This is a genomic window from Actinomadura luzonensis (genome assembly GCF_022664455.2).
Taxonomy (GTDB): Bacteria; Actinomycetota; Actinomycetes; order Streptosporangiales; family Streptosporangiaceae; genus Nonomuraea; species Nonomuraea luzonensis.
Window position 1 is genome coordinate 2112135 of sequence record NZ_JAKRKC020000002.1, and the last position, 19660, is coordinate 2131794.

Sequence of the window (19660 nt, forward strand, 5' to 3'; positions counted from 1 at the left end):
CATGGGAGCCCGCCCGGCCGCCTCCTAGCGTGAGCGGCGACGCATCTGGAGGAGGTCCACGAGATGAAGATCGCTGTGCACGGGGCGAGCGGGTTCACCGGGCGGCTGACGGTCGCCGAGGTCCGGCGGCGCGGGTTCACGCCGGTGCTGGTCGGGCGCGACGCGGGCCGGCTGCGCAAGGCCGCCGCGGAGGCGGGGGCGCAGGACGCCGAGCTCCGGGTGGCCGGGCTGGACGAGCCCGGCGCGCTCGCGGACGCGCTGCGGGACTGCGCCGCCGTGGTCAACTGCGCGGGGCCGTTCACGCTGCTGGGCACGCCGGTGATCAGGGCCGCGCTCGCGGCCGGGGTGCACTACCTGGACACCACCGGCGAGCAGGGGTACCTGAAGCGGGTGCTGGAGGAGTTCGGCCTGGCCGCCGAGCGGGCCGGGGTGAGCGTGGTGCCGGCCATGGCCGACGACGGCGGCCTCGGCGACCTGATCGCGCACCTGACGGCCGAGCGGGCCGGGCCTGAGGTGGCCGACCTGCTCATCGCCGACCTGCGGCGGCCGGGCGCGGTCTCGCGCGGCACCGCCCGGTCGATGGCGTCGGTGTTCGCCGAGGGGGCCCTGGAGTACGCCGGCGGCGCCTGGCGGCCGGCCGTCCCCGGCGACGCGGGCACGATGGCGGTGCCGGGGGAGGACGGCGAGACGCCGGTGACGGCCTTCGCGCTGCCCGGCGTCGTGACGATCCCGCGGCACGTGCGCGCCGGCCGGGTGCGGAGCGCCATCCGCGCCGACGTCGCCGCCCTGTTCGGCGCCCTGACGGCGGACGTCGTGGACTCGGTGCCCGAGGTTCCCGACCCGGCCGCGCGCCTCGCGGCGCGCTGGCTGATGCTGGCCGAGGCCACCGCCCCCGACGGGCGGCGGGCGCGCGGCTGGGTGTCGGGGCTGGACGCGTACGGGATGACGGCGGTGATCGCCGTCGAGGGCGCCCGCCGCCTGGTCGCGGACGGGGCCCGCCCCGGCGTGCTCACCCCCGCGCAGGCCTTCGACCCGGCCGCCTTCCTGTCCCACCTGGCCGCGGCCCACGACGTCACGTGGCAGGTGACGCAGGAGCCCTGAGCCTCCGGAACCGCGGCGGAAACCTGCCCGACACTCCCGGATCCGGATTGTCGGCTTAGATGGGGGGATGAGCGTCCACGACGTCGCCCGGCAGCTCCCTGCCGTCCCCGTCCTCCGCGACCGCTGCCGCGCCATGGCCCTGCTGGACGCCGTCCTCGGCCCCGACTGGCCGTGCCACGACCACGACGCCTCCTGGGGCCCGGACACCGAGATGGCGCTGTGGGACAACGGCTCCGGCGACGAGTACTCCATCGCCTTCACCCCCGCCGGCGCGTACGTGCGCGGCTTCGCCCACGAGTCGCCGCTCAGCCCGTGGGCCGGGCCGGAGCGGCGGGTGTGGCCCGGCGTGCTGGACGACGTCCCCGAGGTCTTCCGCGACCAGGTCACCGAGCCGGCCTTCCACTTCGAGGGCGTCCCCAGCGTGACCGTGTGCCTGTGGCGGACGCACGGGGACGACCGCTGGCGGCACGGCGAGATCGCCCTCCCCGCCGGCGGCGGCCCCGGCGCGGACGGCGCCGACGACCTGTTCGCGCTGCTCACCGCCCCGGACCCGGCGGAGGCGTACCAGAAGTGGGCCGCCGACCACTGGGAGCACCCGGTGCCGCTCGCGGCGGTCCGGCACGTGTTCGCCCTCGCCCCGCTCACCGAGGACGTCGTCCGCGCCCTCAACCCGGACCTGACCCTCGCGGACCTGGCCCCGGCGCTGCGCCGCGCCGGCCTCTCCTGACCCGCGCGTCAGGAGCCCGCCGGGCCCGCGCCGCCGCCGAACACCTCGCCGACCAGGCGTGCCAGGGACTCCTGGAACTGCCGCGCCAGGGACATGGCGGCGTCGTCCACGTAGGTGAGCGAGGCGGTCAGCGTGGTGGCGCCGTCGGGGGTGCTGTACATGAGGGCGGCGGAGCCGGCGTTGCCACCGTTGTGGTGGTAGATGGTGCCGTTGGGGGTGTCCTGGGCGAACAGGCCCAGGCCGTAGCCGGCCTTGGGGTGCGGGCTGCGCATCTCGGCCAGCAGCGGGGCCGGCAGGAGCCGGCCGCCCATCAGGGCGGAGACGAAGGTCCGCAGGTCGGCGGTCGTGGAGATCATGTCGCCGCCGGCGGAGATCCAGGACGGGTTCTGCCGGGAGACGTCCACGACGTGCTCCTGGCCGGCGGCGTCCTGGTAGCGGTAGTAGGCGTGGGCGTGCGGGCCGGGGATGTCGGTGTCGGTGCCGGGCGCGTGGGTGTGCGTCATGCCGAGCGGGGCGAGCACGAGGCGCCGCAGCTCGTCGGCGAAGGTGGCGCCGGTGACGCTCTCGATCAGCAGCCGGGCCAGGACGTAGTTGGTGTTGGAGTAGCTCCAGTCCGTGCCCGGCGCGAAGCGGGCGGGCTTGGCCAGGGCTAGCCGGACCAGGTCCTCGGGCCGGTAGGTGACGAAGCGGTTCTCCACCCACTCCTGGCCCGACCAGGGGATGCCGGGGACGACGGTGCCGTCCTCGTAGTACTCGCCGGTGTGGTTGAACACGCCGCTGGTGTGCTGCAGCAACATCCGGACAGTGATGCGCGGGTCCAGCTCGAAGCCGGGCAGGTGACCGGCGGCCGGGTCGTCCAGGCCGAGGCGGCCCTCGGCGACGAGCCGCAGGACCACGGTGGCGACGAACGCCTTGGTGACGCTGCCGACCCGGAACAGGCCGCCGTCGGGTGGCGGGGTCGTGCCGCCCCGTTCGCTCACTCCGGCGACGCCGGTCCAGGCGCCGTGCTCGTCGTGCACGCGGAGCTGCACGCCGAGGAACCCGGCGTCGACGAACTCCTGAACGGCCTTACGCAGCTCGGGGCGGTCGTTGGTGGTGGTCATGGCGGGCACTCTCCTCAAACTCGTTTCCGACAACGGAAACGCTACGTTGCTTTCCTATTTTAGGCAACGCAATCGTTGCGTGCATGACGCGTTATACCAGCTCATCGGAACGAAATCGTTGCGGAAGGATGCGAGGTAACGCAACGCAACGCCGACGCGCTGTTGCAATGGGCTGTGGGTGAACGCTAAGGTGCGGGCATCGTCACGGACCACGGAGGAGATCGCGATGCCCGGAGGCAGGCTCACCCAGCACGACCGCCAGCAGATCGCGCTGGGGCTGGCCGACGGCCTCGCCTACGCCGAGATCGCCCGCCGCCTCGGCCGTCCCACCTCCACCGTCACCCGCGAGGTGATGCGCAACGGCGGCCCCACCGGCTACCGCGCCGACCTCGCCCACCGCGCCACCGAACGCCGCACCCGCCAGCGCCGGCCCGCCCCCCGCGACCCGCGCACGCCCCCGCAGCCGCACGGCCGCGACCCCGAGGCCGTGCGCGAGTACGAGGAGCTGTTCACCACCGTCCTCATGGCCTCCGGCCTGCCGAAGATGATGGCCCGGGTGCTGGGCTGCCTCTACACCACCGACACCGGCAGCGCCACCGCCGCCGAGCTCGCCGCCCGCCTCCAGGTCAGCCCGGCCACCATCAGCAAGTCGATCACGTTCCTGGAGAGCCAGAACCTCATCCGCCGCGAGCGCGACCAGCGCCGCCGCGAACGCTACGCCGTGGACGACGAGCTCTGGTACCAGTCGATCGTGTCCAGCGCGCGGGCCAACGACCGGCTCGTCCGGACGGCGCGGCAGGGCGCCGCCGTCCTCGGCCCCGGCACGCCGGCCGGCACCCGCCTGGAGAACATCGCCCGGTTCATGGACTTCGTCACCGAGCACCTGGTCCGCGCCGCCGAGCAGGCCCGCGAGGTCCTGCACACCCGCGCCGTCCCGCGGGCCGGCGAGCCCGGGCCCCGCTGAGCCGCCACCCCCTCCTGGGGGCGGCGGCCCGCGGGCCTCGAAGGCGTGGCGTCGCTACAGCCCGGCGACGACGTCGGCGAGGCGGTCCACCTGGCCCGGGTCGCGTCCGTAGCAGTAGAGCATCACCTCGTCCGCGCCGAGGTCGGCGAAGCGGGCGACGGCCTCCCGGATGCCGCCGGGCGTGGTCAGCATCTGGCCGACCAGTTGCTCGGCCCGCCCGGTGAACGCGTAGTACGCGCCCATGGCCGCCCGGGCGTCCGCGACGACGTCCGCACCGCCGAGCGCCACATTGACCTGCGCGACGATGCGCGGCGCGCCGTCGCGCCCGGCCTCCCGCCAGAAGCGGCGGACGGTGTCGATGAGCGGGCCGGCCCACGACGGGGCGGCCGCGGCCAGGAACCCGTCACCCCAGCGGGCGATGCGCGCCAGCGCGGCCGGCTGGAAACCGCCGAACAACACCTCGGGGCCGCCGGGCCGGGCCGGCGCCGGGCCGACGGGCCCCACGCCGTCCCCGTACGGCTCGCCGGACCACACCCGGCGCATGACCGCCATCTGCTCGTCCAGCCGCCGCCCGCGGGTGCGCAGCTCGACGCCGGTGACCTGGTGGTCGTCCGCGCGCCCGCCGACGCCGAGCCCGAGCACGAACCGCCCGCCGGACATCCGGTCCAGCGTGGCGGCCTGCTTGGCCAGCAGCACCGGCTCACGCAGCGGCGCGAGCAGCACCTCCGTCTGCACCCGCACCCGCGTGGTGGCCCCGGCGACGGCGGCCAGCGCGACGAGCGGCTCGGGGTTGCCGTAGACCAGCCGGTCGAGGAGACCGAGCGTGGAGAAGGGCCCGGCATCAGCGCGGCGGGCCCAGTCGAGCAGGGCCGGGGGGTCGCTGATGGGCAGGCCGATACCGACGTTCATGGAAGGAACCTCCTGAGAAGGGCATGCGAAACCGATGCCGCCCCTCAGGGACCACCGGCCCGTTCCGGCCGGAGACAGGACTCCCGTTCTGCGGCGCACTTCTGGGAGCTCCCGATCAGAGTCCTCCCACCCTAACGCACCGGACGTTCGTGTGGCGTTCCAGCACCGGTCAGGACGAATACGGCTAATTGGTTTGCCGATGCCGGTCCGGGCCGGTAGGAATCTTGGGTGCTGAAAGGTAACAAGGTCGGGCTCAGGGCCCGGCACGACGAGGACATCCCGATCCTGCGGGCCGAGCTGTACGACGACGTGGTCAACTCCGCGCGGGCCGAGTCCGGCCCGTGGCGGCCGATCACGCCCGGCGCGAAGGACCCGCGGCTCGTGGTGGACGACACCGAGCAGCGCAGCGTCCCCTTCTCCGTGGTGGAGCTGGACGGCGGCACGCTGGTCGGCACCGCGACGCTGTGGGGCATCGACATGCACAACCGGTGCGCGCACATCGGGCTGGGGCTGCTGCCGTCCTGCCGCGGCAAGGGCTACGGCACGGACGTGGTCGCGGTGCTGTGCCACTACGGCTTCGTCGTGCGCGGCCTGCACCGGCTGCAGATCGAGACGCTGGCGGACAACGCCGCGATGCTGCGCTCCGCCGAACGCAACGGCTTCGTCCGCGAGGGCGTGCTGCGCCGCTCCAGCTGGGTGATGGGGGAGTTCCTGGACGAGGTGCTGCTCGGGCTGCTCGTCGAGGACTGGAAGCCGGTCACGGCGGGCTAGAGCCGGCATGGCGCGGCAAGGCGGCCGGCGGTGACGGCCGGCAGGCCCCCGCCGGGGCCCACTTGGGGTCAGGCGCGGCGGCGGGCGCGGTAGGCGGCCACGTGCATGCGGTTGCCGCACGTCCGGCTGTCGCAGTACACCCGCGACCGGTTCCGCGACTCGTCGACGAAGACGCGCGAGCAGTCGGGGGCGGAGCAGGTGCGGAGGCGTTCGCCCTCGCCCTCGACCAGCAGGTGCGCGAGGGCCACGCCGCAGTCGGCGGCCAGGTGCTCGGCGAGGGAGGAGTCGGCGGCGAAGTAGTGGACGTGCAGCGGGTGGCCGTCGTGCTCGGTCAGGCGCGGCGTGATGCGGGTCTCGGCGAGCAGGGCGTTCAGCGTGCGCACGGCCGTCGCCTGGTCGGGGGCGGTGAAGACGCGGTGGAAGGCCTCGCGCACCATGCGGACCTGGCCGAGGTCGCGGGCCGTGAGCTTGCCGACCCCGCTCACCTCGCGCGACTCGACCAGCGCCTCCAGGTCGGTGAGGCCGGCCAGGCCCTCGTCGCCTCCCGTGGAGGGCGAGGTGTTGACCAGCTCGACAACGGTGGCCAATGCATGCACCATGTCATGGCCAAACGGCATGTTGACTCCTGTCCGCGCCGGGTTCTAGCGTGGTCGCACTGTATCTCCTACGAGCACGTGCGGGGGTTTCCGTGAGCGCACACCGCCGTATCGTGATCATCGCGATCGCCGGCGCGCTCGTCATCTCCACCTCCGCGCCGCTCGTGCGCCTCTCCGGTGTATCGCCGGCGACGTCGGCGTTGTTCCGCTGCGTGTACGCCGTCCCGCCCATGCTGGCGCTGGCCTGGCTGGAACGCCGCCGGCTCGGCCCGCTGCCGCGCAGGACGACCCTGCTCGCCTGGGCGGCCGGCCTGACGTTCGCCTTCGACCTGCTGTTCTGGCACCACGCCATCGCCTACGTCGGCGCCGGTCTCGCCACGGTGCTCGGCAACCTCCAGGTGTTCCTGGTGGCGTTCGCCGCCTGGGCGGTCTTCGGCGAGCGGCCGTCGGGGCGGCTCATGGTGGCGACGCCGGTGGTGTTCGGCGGCGTGGTGCTGATCTCCGGGGTGTTCGACAGCGCGGCGTACGGCAGCGACCCGGTCATGGGCGTGCTCGCGGGGGCGGCCACGTCCGTCTCGTACGCGGCGTTCCTGCTGCTCATGAAGGCCGGCTCGGACCGGGCGGCCGGCCCGCTCGCGCACGCGACCGCCGTCGCCGCCGTGGCGATCGCGGCGCTCAGCCCCCTGTTCGGCGGCGCGGACCTGGCGCCGGCCTGGCCGGCGCACGGCTGGCTGCTGCTGCTCGCGCTCGGGCCGCAGGTGCTGGGGTGGTCGCTCATCACGTTCTCGCTGCCGCGCCAGCCGGCCGCGCTGACCGCGTTGCTGCTGCTGGTGCAGCCCCTGACCACGGTGGCGCTGTCGGCGGCGGCGCTCGGCGAGCGGCCCTCGCCGTGGCAGCTCGCCGGCTGCGCGGTGATCGTGCTGGGGGTCCTGTACGGCTCGCGCCGCGCCCCTCAGCCGGCGCCGGACCCGGACGGCGAGCAGGACGCGCAGGTGCCGAACACCTCGACGGTGTGAGTGATCTCGGTGAAGCCGTGCTCGCTGCCCACGGCCTCGGCCCAGCGCTCGACCGCCGGACCGGCGACCTCGACGGTGCGCCCGCACTTGCGGCACACCAGGTGGTGGTGGTGGACGTCGCTGGCGCAGGCCCGGTAGACGGACTCGCCGTCGTCGGTGCGCAGCACGTCGACCTGACCGTTGTCGGCCAGCGCCTGGAGCGCCCGGTAGACGGTGGTCAGGCCGATCTTGGCGCCGTGCAGGCGCATCTCCGCGTAGACGTCCTGGGCGCTGCGGAACCCTTCGCTCCTGCGCAGGGTGTCGTGCACGGCGTCGCGTCTCGTCGTCATGTGACCTCCTCGACGCGCATGGTTGGACCCACTCTCGACTCCTCGTCGCTCCGGCCTCGCCGTACGAATTTACCGACAGCGAGGGCCAGGACGAAGCCGGCGAGAGCGATGAGCACGATCGCGGCGCCCGGCGGCACCTTGACGGAGACGGTGGAGGCGAGCAGCCCGCCCACCGAGGCGAGCACCCCGAACACCATGGCCGTCGCCATCGTGGCCCGGAAGCCGCGCGTGAGCTGCTGGCTGGTCGCCACCGGGATCACCATCAGCGCGCTGACCAGCAGCAGCCCGACCACCCGCATGGCGATGACGACGGTCAGCGCGGCGGTGACCGCGATCAGCAGGCTGAGGAAGCGGACGGGCAGGCCGCTCGCGCGGGCCATCTCCTCGTCCTGGCAGAGCACGAACAGCTCCCTGCCGAAGATCAGCACGACCGCGATCACGGCGACGGCCAGCGCGCCGATGACCCAGATGTCGGCCGGCGTGACGCTGGCGATGGCGCCGAACAGGTAGGAGTTGAGCTTGGCGTTGCTGCCGCCGGGCGCGACGGCCATGAGCATGACGCCGCCCGCGATGCCGCCGTAGAACAGCAGCGCCAGCGCCACGTCGCCGCTGGTGCGCCCGCGCGCCCGGACCAGCTCGATGGCCACGGCCCCGACGACGGACACGATCACGGCGGTCAGCACCGGCGCCGTCCCGGTGAGGAAGCCCAGCGCGACGCCGGTCAGCGCCACGTGCCCGATGCCGTCGCCGAGCAGCGCGAGGCGGCGCTGCACGATGAACGTCCCGACGGCGGGCGCGCACAGCCCCACCAGCAGCGCCGCGACGAGCGCGAGCTGGAAGAGCTGCTCCCGCAGCAGTTCGAAGATCATCTCGGTTCCCCCTGCCACCCGGTGAGCGGCCCGGCCACCGGCTCGGCGGCGTGCCGGTGCTGGTGCTCGTGCCCGGGACGCGCGCACTCGCCCTCGGGACGCGGCGGGCGGCCGTCGTGCGCGACCCGGCCGTCCCTGATGACGACGCCGCGGGTGATGATCGGCTCCAGCGGGCCCAGCTCGTGCGCGACCAGCACCACCGTCCTGCCGGCGAGCACCAGCTCGGACAGGGTGTCGGCGAGCAGGTGCTGGGTGTCGGCGTCGACGCCGGCGGTGGGCTCGTCCATCACGTACGTGTCCGGCTCGCCGGCCAGCGCGCGGGCGATGAGCACCCGCTGCTGCTGGCCGCCCGACAGCGACTGGACGGGGTCGCCGGCCCGGCCGGTCAGCCGGACGGCCTCCAGTGCCGCGGCCACCGCCGCCTTGTCGGCCGGGCTGGTGCGGCGCAGCCGGCGCTGCCGGGCGATGCGGCCCGAGGCGACGACCTCGCGCACGGTGGCGGGCACGCCGCCGCCGACCTGGAGGCGCTGCGGCACGTACCCGATGCGCCACCAGTCGCGGAAGCGCGCGGGCGGGCGGCCGTAGATCAGGGTGGTGCCGCCGGACAGCGGCGTGAGCCCGAGCAGGGCGCGCACCAGCGTGGACTTGCCCGAGCCGTTGGCTCCCAGGAGGGCCACGACCTCACCCGGGCAGACGGTGAGGTCGATGCCGCGGAGGACCGGCTTGCCGTCGTAGGCGACCCGGCCGCCGGTCATCGCGAAGGCCGTTTCGCTCATGCCGTACACCCCAGTGCTGTTTGAAGTGTTTTGAGGTTATCGCGCATGGCGGAGACGTAGTCGCCGGAGGGATTGCTCTCCAGCGGGTCGAGCACCGCGGTCCTCGCGCCGACCTCGTTCGCCAGCACCTCGGCGACCTTCGGGCTGACCAGGGCCTCGGTGAAGATGGTGGTCACGCGCTCGGCCTTGGCCAGCTTGGCCACCTCCGACAGGCGGGCGGGGGAGGGCTCGGTCTCGGGGTCGAGCGTGATGCCGACCTGCTTGAGCTTGTAGCGGTCGGCCAGGTAGCCGAACGCCTCGTGCGCCGTCACCAGCGTCCTCGTCGTGCAGATGCCGAGGCCCTTGCCGAACTCCTGGTCGAGGCCGGTCAGGGTGGCGGCGGTGCGCGCGGCGCGGTCCTTGTATCCCTGGGCGTGCGCGGCGTCGGCGGCGGCCAGGCGCTCGCCGAGCTCGGTGGCGACGGTGGCCATGCGGGACGGGTCGAGCCAGAGGTGCGGGTCGTAGCCGACCTCCTCGTGGCCGTGCTCCTCCTCCTGGCCGTGCTCGCCCTCGCCCTCGTGCTCACCGGCGGGGATGGTGGTGACGGCGGTGGCCGCGTCGAAGCTCTTGCCCTGGTCGACGGCGTCGTCCACGGCGGGCTGGACACCCTTGACGTAGACGGTCAGCGCGGCGTCCTGGAGGTCGCTGACCTGCTGGAGGCCCAGTTCGAGGTCGTGCGGCTCGACACCGGGGGCGGTGAGGCCGGTCACGTGGACGTCGGATCCGCCGACCTGCTCGGTCAGCCATTGCAGCGGGTAGAAGGCGGCGACCACCTCGGGCTTGCCGTCGGCGGCGGGGGCGACCTCGGTGGTGCCGGAGCTGCAGGCTGTGGCGCTGAGCAGGGCGCCCGCGGTCAGCAGACCGAGCGCACCCAGCCGGGAAAATCCTGACATCATGGGAGTCAGTATGCGCCAAAATGAAAACGGTTGTCAAAATCCTGATCAGGGTCGGGATGCCGGACGGCTTGCCGGGGGGCATGCGCGGGGCCGTTCGGCATCCCGTTCATCACCCCGGTGAACGCGCGCCGGCGGAGCCAGTGCCGGCGCTGGGAGTGACGTCAGGGGCGCGCAGGCGGTGCTCGCCGGTGTAGACGTTCATCGAGGTCCCGCGCAGGAACCCGATCAGCGTCAGCCCCTCCTCGGCGGCCAGTTCGGCGGCCAGCGACGACGGCGCGGACACGGCGGCCAGCACCGGCACCCCGCCCATCACCGCCTTCTGCACCAGCTCGAACGACGCCCGCCCGGACACCATGAGCACGCACCCGCGCAGCGGCAGCCGCCCTTCGCGCAGCGCCCAGCCGAGCAGCTTGTCCACGGCGTTGTGCCGGCCCACGTCCTCCCGCACGCACAGCGGCTCGCCCTCGGCGGTGAACAGCCCGGCGGCGTGCAGGCCGCCGGTCCGGTCGAAGACCCGCTGGGCGGCCCGCAGCCGGTCGGGCAGGCCCGCCACGACGGGCTGCCGCAGCGTGACGGGGTCGCCGGCGGCGCTCCAGCGGGCCACGGTGCGCACCGCCTCCAGCGACGCCTTGCCGCACACGCCGCAGGAGGAGGTGGTGTAGAAGTTGCGCGGCTCGGGGCGCGGCACGCCGGGCGCGAGCCGCACGTCGAGCACGTTGTAGGTGTTGCCGCCGTCCGCCGTCGCGCCCGCGCAGTAGCGGATGGCGGCGAGGTCGCCGGGCGCGCTCACCGCCCCCTCGCTGACCAGGAAGCCGGCGGCGAGGTCGAAGTCGTCGCCCGGCGTGCGCATGGTGACGGTCAGCGGCACCCCGTCGAGCCGGATCTCCAGCGGCTCCTCGGCGGCCAGCGAGTCGACGGTGCGCAGCCGCGCCGCGTCCTTGACCTTCAGGACGCGGCGCTTGGCCGCGACCCTAGACATAGCCGTACCCGAAGCGGCCCTTCACGCAGAGGTTGCCCTTCGTGACGGGGTTGTCGTGCGGCGACGTCACCTTGACGATCTTGTTGTCCTGGACGTGCAGCGTGAGGTTGCAGCCCACGCCGCAGTAGCTGCACACCGTCGTGGTCTCGCTCTGCCGCGACTCGTCCCAGGTGCCCTCGGCCCGCATGTCGAACTCGGTCCTGAACGACAGCGCGCCCGTCGGGCACACCTCGACGCAGTTGCCGCAGTAGACGCAGGCCGAGTCGGTGAGCGGCGCGTCGAACTCGGTGGAGATCGTCGCGTCGAAGCCCCGGCCCGCGACCGCGATGGCGAAGGTGTTCTGCCACTGGTCGCCGCAGGCGTCCACGCACTTGTAGCACAGGATGCACTTGCTGTAGTCGCGGACGTAGAGGTCGTTGTCCACCTTGGCGGGCTGGGCGACGGTGGCCGCGTCGGCGCCGAAGCGGGCCGGGTCGGCGCCGTACTCGGCGGTCCACTCGGCCGCGCGCGGCGTCGTGGACAGATCGACGGACGAGCCGAGCAGCTCCAGCACCACCTTGCGGCTGTGCCGGGCGCGCTCGGTGCCGGTGCCGACCTTCATGCCCGCCTCGGCCTTGCGCGAGCAGGCGGGGGCGAGGGTGCGGGCGCCCTCGACCTCGACCACGCACACCCGGCAGGCGTTCTTCGGGGTGAGCGTGTCGCCGTAGCAGAGGGTGGGGACGTCCTTGCCCGCCGCCCGGCAGGCGTCGAGGATCGTGGCGCCCTCCGGCACGCGCACGGTCTCGCCGTCGATCTGGACGTCGATGAGCCGCCGGGGCGGCTGGAGCGGGATCATTCGTACACTCCCAGGCGGTCGATGGCCGATTCGACGGCGTTCCAGGCGGTCTGCCCGAGGCCGCAGATCGAGGCGTCGCGCATGGTCCGGCCGACCTCGCGCAGCAGCAGCAGGTCCTCGTGGGAGACCCGCCGCGACAGCCGGTGCAGCGCCTCCTCCTGGCGGACGGTGCCCACCCGGCAGGGCACGCACTGGCCGCACGACTCGTCGCGGAAGAACGCGGCGATGCGCAGGATCAGCCGTTTGAGGTCCACGGTGTCGTCGAGGACGAGCACGACGCCGGAGCCGAGGGTCGCGCCGGCGTTCCTGGTGCCCTCGAAGGTGAGCGGGATGTCCAGGTCCGTGACGAACGCCCCGGCCGCGCCGCCGAGCAGCACCGCCCGGGGCGTGCCGGTGGTGCCAGCCAGCTCCAGCAGCTCGCGCAGGGTCGCGCCGAACGTCAGCTCGTACACGCCGGGCCGCTCGACCGCGCCGGAGACGCAGAACAGCTTGGGCTCGGCCTCGGCGTACACCGGCGCCCCGCGCTCCAGGATCGGCAGCACGTTCACCAGCGTCTCGACGTTGTTGACCACGGTCGGCTTGCCGAACAGGCCCTTCTCCACCGGGAACGGCGGCTTGCTGCGCGGCTCGCCCCGGTAGCCCTCGATGGAGTTGAAGATCGCGGTCTCCTCGCCGCACAGGTACGCGCCCGCGCCGAGGCGCAGCTCGATGTCGAAGGAGAAGCCCTTGCCGAGGATGTCGGTGCCGAGCAGGCCGCGGGCGCGGGCGGTCGCGATGGCGTGCCGGAGCCGGGCGGCCGCCCGCGGGTACTCGCCCCGCAGGTAGAGGTAGCCCTTGGGGCACCCGGTCGCGTACGCCGCCACCGTCATGGCCTCGACCAGCGCGTACGGGTCGTTCTCCATGAGCACGCGGTCCTTGAACGTGCCCGGCTCGCTCTCGTCGGCGTTGCACACCAGGTAGTGGGGGTGGTCGGGCTGGCGGGCCGTCGCGTCCCACTTGCGGCCGGTCGGGAACGCCGCGCCGCCCCGGCCGACCAGGCCCGAGTCCAGCACCTCCCTGATCACCCCGGCCGGGCCCAGCTCGAAGGCGCGGCGGAGCGCGAGGTAGCCGCCGGTGGCGCGGTAGTCGTCCAGGCTGCCGGGGTCCACCCGGCCGGCGCGGCGCAGCAGGACCAGGCCGTCCTGCCCGGCCTGCGGCACGGCGGCCACGGCCGGGGCGTCGCCCGGCACGTCGAGGTGCGGGCCGCCGCCGTCGGGGCTGGGCGCGCCGGCCACGGCGTCGGCGGGGGTGCGGGCCATCTCGTCGGCGTCCGCCGGGGCGTACACCTCGGCGCGCGGCGGCCGCCCGGCCTCCAGGGCGAGCGCGGCCGGGGCCCGCTCGCACAGGCCGAGGCAGGGGCTCTCCTGCCAGGACCCGCCGGGCGGGCCGAGGCGCTGCTCCACCTGGTCGCGCAGCCGCTGGCCGCCCTTCGCCTGGCAGGCCAGGTCGGTGCACACGTGCAGCACCCGCTTCGGGCGCGGGCTCAGCGAGAACAGCGAGTAGAACGTCGCCACCCCGTACGCCTCGGCCGGCGGCACGGTGAGCCGCCGGCAGACGTAGTCGAGCGCGCCCTCGCTGATCCAGCCCACCCGGTCGTTGACCGCGTGCAGCGCGGGCAGCAGCAGGTCGCGCCGGGGCTCGGACCGGGCGGCGAAGCGCAGGTCGGCGGCCGACCTGGCGCCGCCCTCCCAGCCGCTGGCGGGCGGCCCGAGCACGGCGTCCACGGCCGCCCGCTCCTCCTCGGACGGCTCGGCGTCACGGAATCGGATGTCCATGCCTCACCCGGCCTTCACGAGCTTCTCGACGCGGACCGCGGCCGCCTTGAACTCCGCTGTGCCCGCGATCGGGCAGGTCGCCTCGATGGTGAGCGAGTTGACGTCCACCTCGTCCGGGAAGTGGAAGGTCATGAACACGAGGCCCGGCCGCAGCGCCGGGTCGATGAAGACCGGCGCGGTCACCGAGCCGCGGCGCGAGGTGATCCGCACCTCCTCGCCGGCGCGCACGCCGAGGCGTTCGGCGTCCTCGGGGCACAGCTCGATCGTCTCGCCCCTCCGCAGCGGCGAGGCGAACCCGGAGGACTGCACGCCGGTGTTGTAGGAGTCGAGCCGGCGGCCGGTGGTGAGCCGCAGCGGGTACTCCTCGTCCAGCAGGTCGACCGGCGGCGAGTGCTCCAGCACCGCGAACGGCGCGGGCAGGCCCCGCTCGGCCGGGTCGTCGGCCCAGAGCCGCCCGTGCAGGTACGGCGGCTCCAGCGCGTCCTCCGACGGGCACGGCCACTGGATGCCCTGCAGCTCGGCGAGCCGCTGGTAGGTCATGCCGCGGTGCTGCGGCGACAGGGCGCGCAGCTCGTTCCAGACCTCCTCGGCCCCGTCGTAGTGCCAGTCGTGGCCCATGCGGCGGGCCAGCTCGCACATGATCTCGATGTCGTCGCGCGCCTCGCCCGGCGGTTCGAGGGCCTTGCGCACCCGCTGCACCCGCCGCTCGCTGTTGGTGAACGTGCCGTCCGCCTCGCACCAGGCGGCGCTGGCGGGCAGCACGACGTCGGCCATCTGGGCGGTCCTGGTGAGGAAGATGTCCTGCACCACGAGGTGGTCGAGCATGGACAGGCGCTTGACGCAGGCCAGCGAGTCGGCCTCGGACTGCACCGGGTTCTCGCCGATGAGGTAGCAGGCAGTGATCTCGCCCTCGGCCATGCCCTCCAGCATCTGGGTGAGGTTGCGGCCGTAGCGGGGCTGGATGGAGGTGCCCCAGGCGCTCTCGAAGCGGGCCCGCAGGGCGGGGTCGAGGATGTCCTGGAAGCCGGGCAGGCGGTTGGGGATCGCGCCCATGTCGCCGCCGCCCTGCACGTTGTTCTGGCCGCGTAAGGGGGACAGGCCGGAGCCGTAGCGGCCGACGTGGCCGGTCAGCAGGGCCAGGTTGATCAGCGCCCGGACGTTGTCGGTGGCGTTGTGGTGCTCGGTGATGCCGAGCGTCCAGCACAGCTGGGCCCGGTCGGCGCGGGCGTAGGCGTGCGCCAGCTCCCTGATCGCCTCGGCCGGGACGCCGGTGACCTGCTCGGCCGCGGTGAGCGTCCACGGCTCGACGCACTCCTTGAACTCCTCGAAGCCGGTCGTGGCCCGCTCGATGAACGCCCGGTTGTGCAGCCCGGCGTGGATGATCTCGCGGGCGACGGCGTGCGCGAGCGGGATGTCGGTGCCGACGTTGAGCCCGAGCCAGAGGTCGGCCCACTGGGCGGTGCCGGTGCGCCGGGGGTCCACCGCGAACATCCTGGCGCCGTTCTTGATGCCCTTCAGCACGTGCTGGAAGAAGATGGGGTGGGCGTTGCGGGCCGCCGACCCCCACATCACGATCACGTCGGTGTCCTCCACCTCCTGGTAGGAGGACGTGCCGCCGCCGCTGCCGAACACGGCGGACAATCCGGCCACGCTGGGGGCGTGGCAGGTGCGGTTGCAGGAGTCCACGTTGTTGGTGCCGATGACCACGCGGGTGAACTTCTGGCCGATGTAGTTCATCTCGTTGGTGGAACGGGCGCACGACAACATCGCGAAGCAGTCGGGCCCGTGCCGGGCGACGTTGCGGCGGAAGCCCTCCGCCGCGCGGTCCAGCGCCTCGTCCCAGGTGGCTCTGCGCAGCACGCCGTTCTCGCGCACCAGTGGATGGGTCAGGCGGTCGTAGCTCATGATCCCTCCATTCTGTATACAGGCTACGGTATTCCAGGCTAAACCGCACGGACCAGGTTCGCGTTCAGCAGGTCGCTGACCGCGTGGATGGCCCGCAGCGTCGGGACGTCCGCGCCGGTCAGGTCGGCCAGCTCGACCACGGCCGCGAGGAGCACGTCCAGCTCCAGCGGCTTGCCCTTCTCCAGGTCCTGGAGCGTGGAGGTCTTGTGCTCGCCGGCCTTCTCCGCGCCCCGCAGCCGGCGCTCGATGGAGATCCCGGGGTCGCAGCCCACGCGGCGGGCCACGTCCACGGTCTCCCGCATCATCGCGACGACCAGCTCGCGCGCGCCGTCGTGGCGGCAGATGCCGGCCATGGTCGCGCGGGCCAGGGCGCTGATCGGGTTGAAGGCGATGTTGCCCATGAGCTTGATCCACACGTCGCGGCGCAGGTCGCGCTCGACGGGGCACTTCAGGCCGCCCGCGACGGCGGCCGCGCTGAAGGTCCGGCACCGGTCGGTGAGCTCCCCGGTGGGCTCGCCGATGGAGAAGCGGGTGCCCTCCAGGTGACGGATCACCCCGGGGCTCTCGATCTCGGTGGCCGCGTAGACGACGCAGCCGATGGCGCGAGGCAGGGGCAGCGCGGCCGTGACCGCGCCGCCCGGGTCGACGCTCTCGATGCGGTAGCCCTCGTAGGGGCCCTTGAGCCCGTGGAAGTACCACCACGGGATGCCGTTCTGCGCGGCGATGATGCTCGTGGTCGCGTGCAGCAGCGGCTCGATCATGGGGCCCGCCGAGGCGTAGCTGTTCGCCTTGAGGCCCAGGAAGACGTGGTCCACCGGCCCGACCTCGGTGGGGTCGTCGGTGGCATGGGGGTGGGCGGTGAAGTCGCCCCTGGGGGAGAGCACCCGCACACCGGCGCGGCGGATCGCCCGCAGGTGCTCGCCCCTGGCGATGAGGTGCACCTCGACTCCCGCCCGGTGCAGGGCGGCTCCCACGTACGCGCCGATGGCGCCGGCGCCAAGAACAGCGACCTTCATGCTGCGCGCTCCGTTCTCGCGTCGGATTGTGCATTCGGTATACAGTATGGAAAAAGGCCGGTCAAGGAGCTTGCGGATGACCGTGGTGCGGCATGATCCAGTGGTGGAAGCGATGTCATGGGAGGCCGCCCGGCGCGTGGCCGCCGCGAACGCGAGGCCGCTCGGGGCCGTGCCGGTGCCGCTGCCCGAGGCGCTGGGGTGCCGGCTGGCCGGGCCGCTGCGGGCCCTGGTGCCGGTGCCGGGCGTGGACGTCTCCGCGATGGACGGCTACGCGGTGGCCGGGGCGGGCCCGTGGCGCCTGGCGGGACGGGTGCTGGCCGGAGGCGCGGCGTACCCGGGGGAGCTGGCGGACGGGGAGGCGGTGGAGATCGCCACCGGCGCCCCGGTGCCGGCGGGGGCGAAGGCGGTGCTGCCCTACGAGCTCGCCGAGGCGGGCGCCGGCCTGGTGGACGGGCCGGCCGAGGCGGGGCGGCACATCCGGCGGCGCGGCGAGGACATCCCCGAAGGGGCCGCCGTGCTGGGGGCGGGGGCCGAGGTGACGCCGGTCGTGCTCGGGCTGGCCGCGGCGCTCGGGCACGACGACCTCCTGGTCCGGCCCCGGCCCGGGGTGCTGGTGCTGGTCACCGGCGACGAGGTGGTGCACCGGGGGCTGCCCGCGCCCGGCCGGGTCAGGGACGCCATCGGGCCGTTCCTGCCGGGGCTGGTGGCGTGGGCGGGCGGGCGGATCGCGGACACCCTCCACCTGCCGGACGGGCCGGAGCCCCTGCGCGCCGCCCTGGCCGCGCCGGGGGCGGAGGTCGTGGTGGTGTGCGGGGCGTCGTCCAAGGGGCCCGCCGACCATCTGCGGGCCGTGCTCGCCGGCCTCGGGGCAGAGGTGCTGGTGGACGGCGTCGCCGTGCGGCCGGGGCACCCGCAGGCGCTGTTCCGGCTCCCGGGCGGCCCGCTGGTCGCCGGGCTCCCCGGCAACCCGTTCGCGGCGCTCGGCGCGGCGCTCACGCTGCTCGTCCCGGTCCTGCGCCGGCTGGCCGGCACGCCCGCCGCCCGCGAGAGCGGCGCCCTGGCCGGCCCGGTGCGGGCGCATCCCCGCGACACCCGCCTGGTGCCCGTCCGCCGCTCGGCCCGCGGGGCGGTGCCCGTGGGCCACGACCGGCCCGGATCCCTGTGGGGAGCGGCCCTCGCGGACGCCCTGGCGGTCGTCCCGCCCGGCTGGGACGGCGAGCAGGTCGAGCTGATCGAGTTGCCCTGAGGGGCTGGACAGGCCGATCGGGACGGAGTAACCATTGCCTTCATACGGTATGCAGTATGCGGAAGACAGCCGGAAAGGGTGGCATCGAATGTCGGAAACGATCTCTGGCGGTCATCTCGTGGCCAAGGCGCTCAAGGCCGAGGGCGTGGACGTGATCTACACGCTCTGCGGCGGCCACATCATCGACATCTACGACGGCTGTGTCGATGAGGGCATCGAGGTCATCGACGTCCGCCACGAGCAGGTCGCCGCGCACGCCGCCGACGGATACGCCCGCATCACCGGAAAGCCCGGCTGCGCGGTCGTCACCGCCGGACCGGGCACCACGGACGCGGTGACCGGCGTGGCCAACGCGTTCCGCGCGGAGAGCCCGATGCTGCTCATCGGCGGCCAGGGCGCCCTGAGCCAGCACAAGATGGGCTCGCTCCAGGACCTGCCCCACGTGGACATGATGACCCCGATCACCAAGTTCGCCGCCACGGTGCCGAGCACGGAACGGGTGGCCGACATCGTGTCGATGGCCTTCCGCGAGTGCTACCACGGCGCTCCCGGGCCGTCGTTCCTGGAGATCCCGCGCGACGTGCTCGACGCGAAGGTGCCGCTGGAGAAGGCGCGCATCCCCGAGCCGGGCCGCTACCGGGCCTCCACCCGGCAGCAGGGCGACCCCGAGGCCGTCGAGCGGCTGGCCGACCTGCTGGCCCACGCCGAGAAGCCGTGCGTCCTGCTCGGCAGCCAGGTGTGGACCTGCCGGGCCACCGACGCGGCGATCGACTTCGTCCGGGCGCTGAACGTGCCGGCGTACATGAACGGCTCCGGGCGCGGCACCCTGCCGCCCGGCGACCCCCACCACTTCCAGCTCAGCCGCCGCTACGCCTTCACCGAGGCCGACCTCATCATCATCGTCGGCACCCCGTTCGACTTCCGGATGGGCTACGGCAAGCGCCTGTCCCCGACGGCCACCGTCGTGCAGATCGACCTCGACTACCGCACCGTCGGCAAGAACCGCGACATCGACCTCGGCATCGTCGGCGACGCCGGGCTGATCCTGGCGGCCGCCGCGCAGGCCGCGAGCGGCCGGATCGGCGACGCCGCCGCCAAGCGCAAGGCGTGGCTGGACGAACTGCGCGCGGTCGAGACCGCCGCCTACGACAAGCGGCTGCCGCGCCAGCACTCCGGCGCCCGGCCCATCGACCCCTACCGGCTGGTGCACGAGATCAACGAGTTCCTGACCGAGGACACCATCTACATCGGCGACGGCGGCGACATCGTCACCTTCTCCGGCCAGGTCGTGCAGCCCAAGTCGCCCGGCCACTGGATGGACCCCGGGCCCCTCGGCACGCTCGGCGTCGGCATGGCCTTCGCGATGGCGGCCAAGCAGGCCAGGCCGGACAAGGAGGTGCTGTGCCTGTTCGGCGACGGCGCCTTCAGCCTCACCGGCTGGGACTTCGAGACGATGGTCCGCTTCGACCTGCCGTTCATCGGGGTCATCGGCAACAACTCCTCGATGAACCAGATCAGGTACGGCCAGGCCGCCAAGTACGGGCAGGACCGCGCCCGCGTCGGCAACACCCTCGGCGACATCCGCTACGGCGAGTTCGCCAAGCTGCTCGGCGGCCACGGCGAGGAGGTGCGCGACCCGGCCGAGATCCGCCCCGCGCTGGAGCGGGCCCGCGAATCGGGCAAGCCCTCGCTCATCAACGTCTGGGTCGACCCAGAGGTGTACGCCCCCGGAACCATGAACCAGACCATGTACAAGTAAGGGCGGATCA

The 19660-nt window shown here is 73.7% G+C and carries 19 protein-coding genes; 7 read left to right on the top strand and 12 right to left on the bottom strand.

Translation table 11 applies throughout. The features are described from left to right. Positions 1 to 63 precede the first annotated feature (63 nt). Together MF672_RS40250 and MF672_RS40255 are read left to right on the top strand one after the other, a co-directional pair. Positions 64 to 1101 carry a saccharopine dehydrogenase family protein gene (locus MF672_RS40250; RefSeq protein ID WP_242374872.1) on the top strand — a complete coding sequence of 346 codons (1038 nt, stop codon included), beginning with the start codon at positions 64 to 66 and terminating at the stop codon, positions 1099 to 1101. Between the two features lie 67 nt (positions 1102 to 1168). Continuing rightward, positions 1169 to 1828, top strand: a complete 660-nt coding sequence (locus MF672_RS40255; protein ID WP_242374873.1) for a hypothetical protein — start codon at positions 1169 to 1171, stop codon at positions 1826 to 1828. An 8-nt stretch (positions 1829 to 1836) separates the two neighbouring features. Here MF672_RS40255 and MF672_RS40260 read toward each other — a convergent pair whose 3' ends face one another. Beyond that, complete coding sequence (locus MF672_RS40260; protein ID WP_242374874.1) at positions 1837 to 2931, bottom strand: serine hydrolase domain-containing protein; 1095 nt, start codon at positions 2929 to 2931, stop codon at positions 1837 to 1839. 226 nt (positions 2932 to 3157) lie between these two features. Here MF672_RS40260 and MF672_RS40265 point away from each other — a divergent pair, with 226 nt between their 5' ends. After that, positions 3158 to 3895 carry a GbsR/MarR family transcriptional regulator gene (locus tag MF672_RS40265; RefSeq protein ID WP_242374875.1) on the top strand — a complete coding sequence of 246 codons (738 nt, stop codon included), beginning with the start codon at positions 3158 to 3160 and terminating at the stop codon, positions 3893 to 3895. A gap of 54 nt (positions 3896 to 3949) precedes the next feature. On the opposite strand, the gene MF672_RS40270 is transcribed toward MF672_RS40265, so the two are convergent. After that, positions 3950 to 4804: an LLM class flavin-dependent oxidoreductase gene (locus MF672_RS40270; protein WP_242374876.1), complete on the bottom strand. Its 855-nt coding sequence runs from the start codon at positions 4802 to 4804 to the stop codon at positions 3950 to 3952. Positions 4805 to 5032: 228 nt separating this feature from the next. On the opposite strand from MF672_RS40270, the gene MF672_RS40275 reads away from it, so the two are divergent. Then, the gene (locus tag MF672_RS40275; RefSeq protein ID WP_242374877.1) at positions 5033 to 5575 is read left to right on the top strand and encodes a GNAT family N-acetyltransferase; all 543 of its coding nucleotides are present in this window, start codon (positions 5033 to 5035) and stop codon (positions 5573 to 5575) included. Positions 5576 to 5643: 68 nt separating this feature from the next. Here MF672_RS40275 and MF672_RS40280 read toward each other — a convergent pair whose 3' ends face one another. Continuing rightward, on the bottom strand, positions 5644 to 6171 hold the full coding sequence (locus MF672_RS40280) for a CGNR zinc finger domain-containing protein (protein ID WP_308210656.1): 528 nt from the start codon (positions 6169 to 6171) through the stop codon (positions 5644 to 5646). 113 nt (positions 6172 to 6284) lie between these two features. Here MF672_RS40280 and MF672_RS40285 point away from each other — a divergent pair, with 113 nt between their 5' ends. Continuing rightward, positions 6285 to 7187 (top strand): DMT family transporter, encoded by a 903-nt coding sequence (locus MF672_RS40285; RefSeq protein ID WP_242374879.1) that lies wholly within the window; start codon positions 6285 to 6287, stop codon positions 7185 to 7187. Here MF672_RS40285 and MF672_RS40290 read toward each other — a convergent pair. The 9 genes from MF672_RS40290 to MF672_RS40330 form a co-directional block, all read right to left on the bottom strand. Further along, positions 7124 to 7516 (bottom strand): Fur family transcriptional regulator, encoded by a 393-nt coding sequence (locus MF672_RS40290; RefSeq protein ID WP_242374880.1) that lies wholly within the window; start codon positions 7514 to 7516, stop codon positions 7124 to 7126. The two genes, MF672_RS40285 and MF672_RS40290, sit on opposite strands and share 64 nt — an antisense overlap. Beyond that, positions 7513 to 8382: a metal ABC transporter permease gene (locus MF672_RS40295; RefSeq protein ID WP_242374896.1), complete on the bottom strand. Its 870-nt coding sequence runs from the start codon at positions 8380 to 8382 to the stop codon at positions 7513 to 7515. Before MF672_RS40295 ends, MF672_RS40290 begins: the two co-directional genes overlap by 4 nt. Next, positions 8382 to 9161 carry a metal ABC transporter ATP-binding protein gene (locus tag MF672_RS40300; protein ID WP_242374881.1) on the bottom strand — a complete coding sequence of 260 codons (780 nt, stop codon included), beginning with the start codon at positions 9159 to 9161 and terminating at the stop codon, positions 8382 to 8384. Before MF672_RS40300 ends, MF672_RS40295 begins: the two co-directional genes overlap by 1 nt. Continuing rightward, entirely contained in the window at positions 9158 to 10096 is a 939-nt protein-coding gene (locus MF672_RS40305) for a metal ABC transporter substrate-binding protein (RefSeq protein WP_242374882.1), read from the bottom strand. The genes MF672_RS40300 and MF672_RS40305 overlap by 4 nt, the downstream gene beginning before the upstream one ends. 109 nt (positions 10097 to 10205) lie before the next feature. After that, positions 10206 to 11075, bottom strand: coding sequence for a formate dehydrogenase accessory sulfurtransferase FdhD (gene fdhD, locus MF672_RS40310; protein ID WP_242374883.1), 870 nt, complete (start codon positions 11073 to 11075; stop codon positions 10206 to 10208). Continuing rightward, complete coding sequence (locus MF672_RS40315) at positions 11068 to 11910, bottom strand: 2Fe-2S iron-sulfur cluster-binding protein (protein WP_242374884.1); 843 nt, start codon at positions 11908 to 11910, stop codon at positions 11068 to 11070. The genes fdhD and MF672_RS40315 overlap by 8 nt, the downstream gene beginning before the upstream one ends. Further along, a complete protein-coding gene (locus MF672_RS40320) occupies positions 11907 to 13724 on the bottom strand; it encodes an NAD(P)H-dependent oxidoreductase subunit E (protein ID WP_242374885.1) in 1818 nt (605 codons plus the stop codon). Before MF672_RS40320 ends, MF672_RS40315 begins: the two co-directional genes overlap by 4 nt. A gap of 3 nt (positions 13725 to 13727) precedes the next feature. Then, positions 13728 to 15629 (bottom strand): molybdopterin oxidoreductase family protein, encoded by a 1902-nt coding sequence (locus MF672_RS40325; protein ID WP_242374886.1) that lies wholly within the window; start codon positions 15627 to 15629, stop codon positions 13728 to 13730. 38 nt (positions 15630 to 15667) lie between these two features. Then, positions 15668 to 16645: a 2-dehydropantoate 2-reductase gene (locus tag MF672_RS40330; RefSeq protein WP_242374887.1), complete on the bottom strand. Its 978-nt coding sequence runs from the start codon at positions 16643 to 16645 to the stop codon at positions 15668 to 15670. A gap of 112 nt (positions 16646 to 16757) precedes the next feature. Here MF672_RS40330 and MF672_RS40335 point away from each other — a divergent pair, with 112 nt between their 5' ends. Beyond that, complete coding sequence (locus MF672_RS40335; RefSeq protein WP_407654810.1) at positions 16758 to 17891, top strand: molybdopterin molybdotransferase MoeA; 1134 nt, start codon at positions 16758 to 16760, stop codon at positions 17889 to 17891. A gap of 88 nt (positions 17892 to 17979) precedes the next feature. Beyond that, a complete protein-coding gene (locus MF672_RS40340; RefSeq protein WP_242374888.1) occupies positions 17980 to 19650 on the top strand; it encodes a thiamine pyrophosphate-binding protein in 1671 nt (556 codons plus the stop codon). The last annotated feature ends 10 nt before the right edge of the window (positions 19651 to 19660 follow it).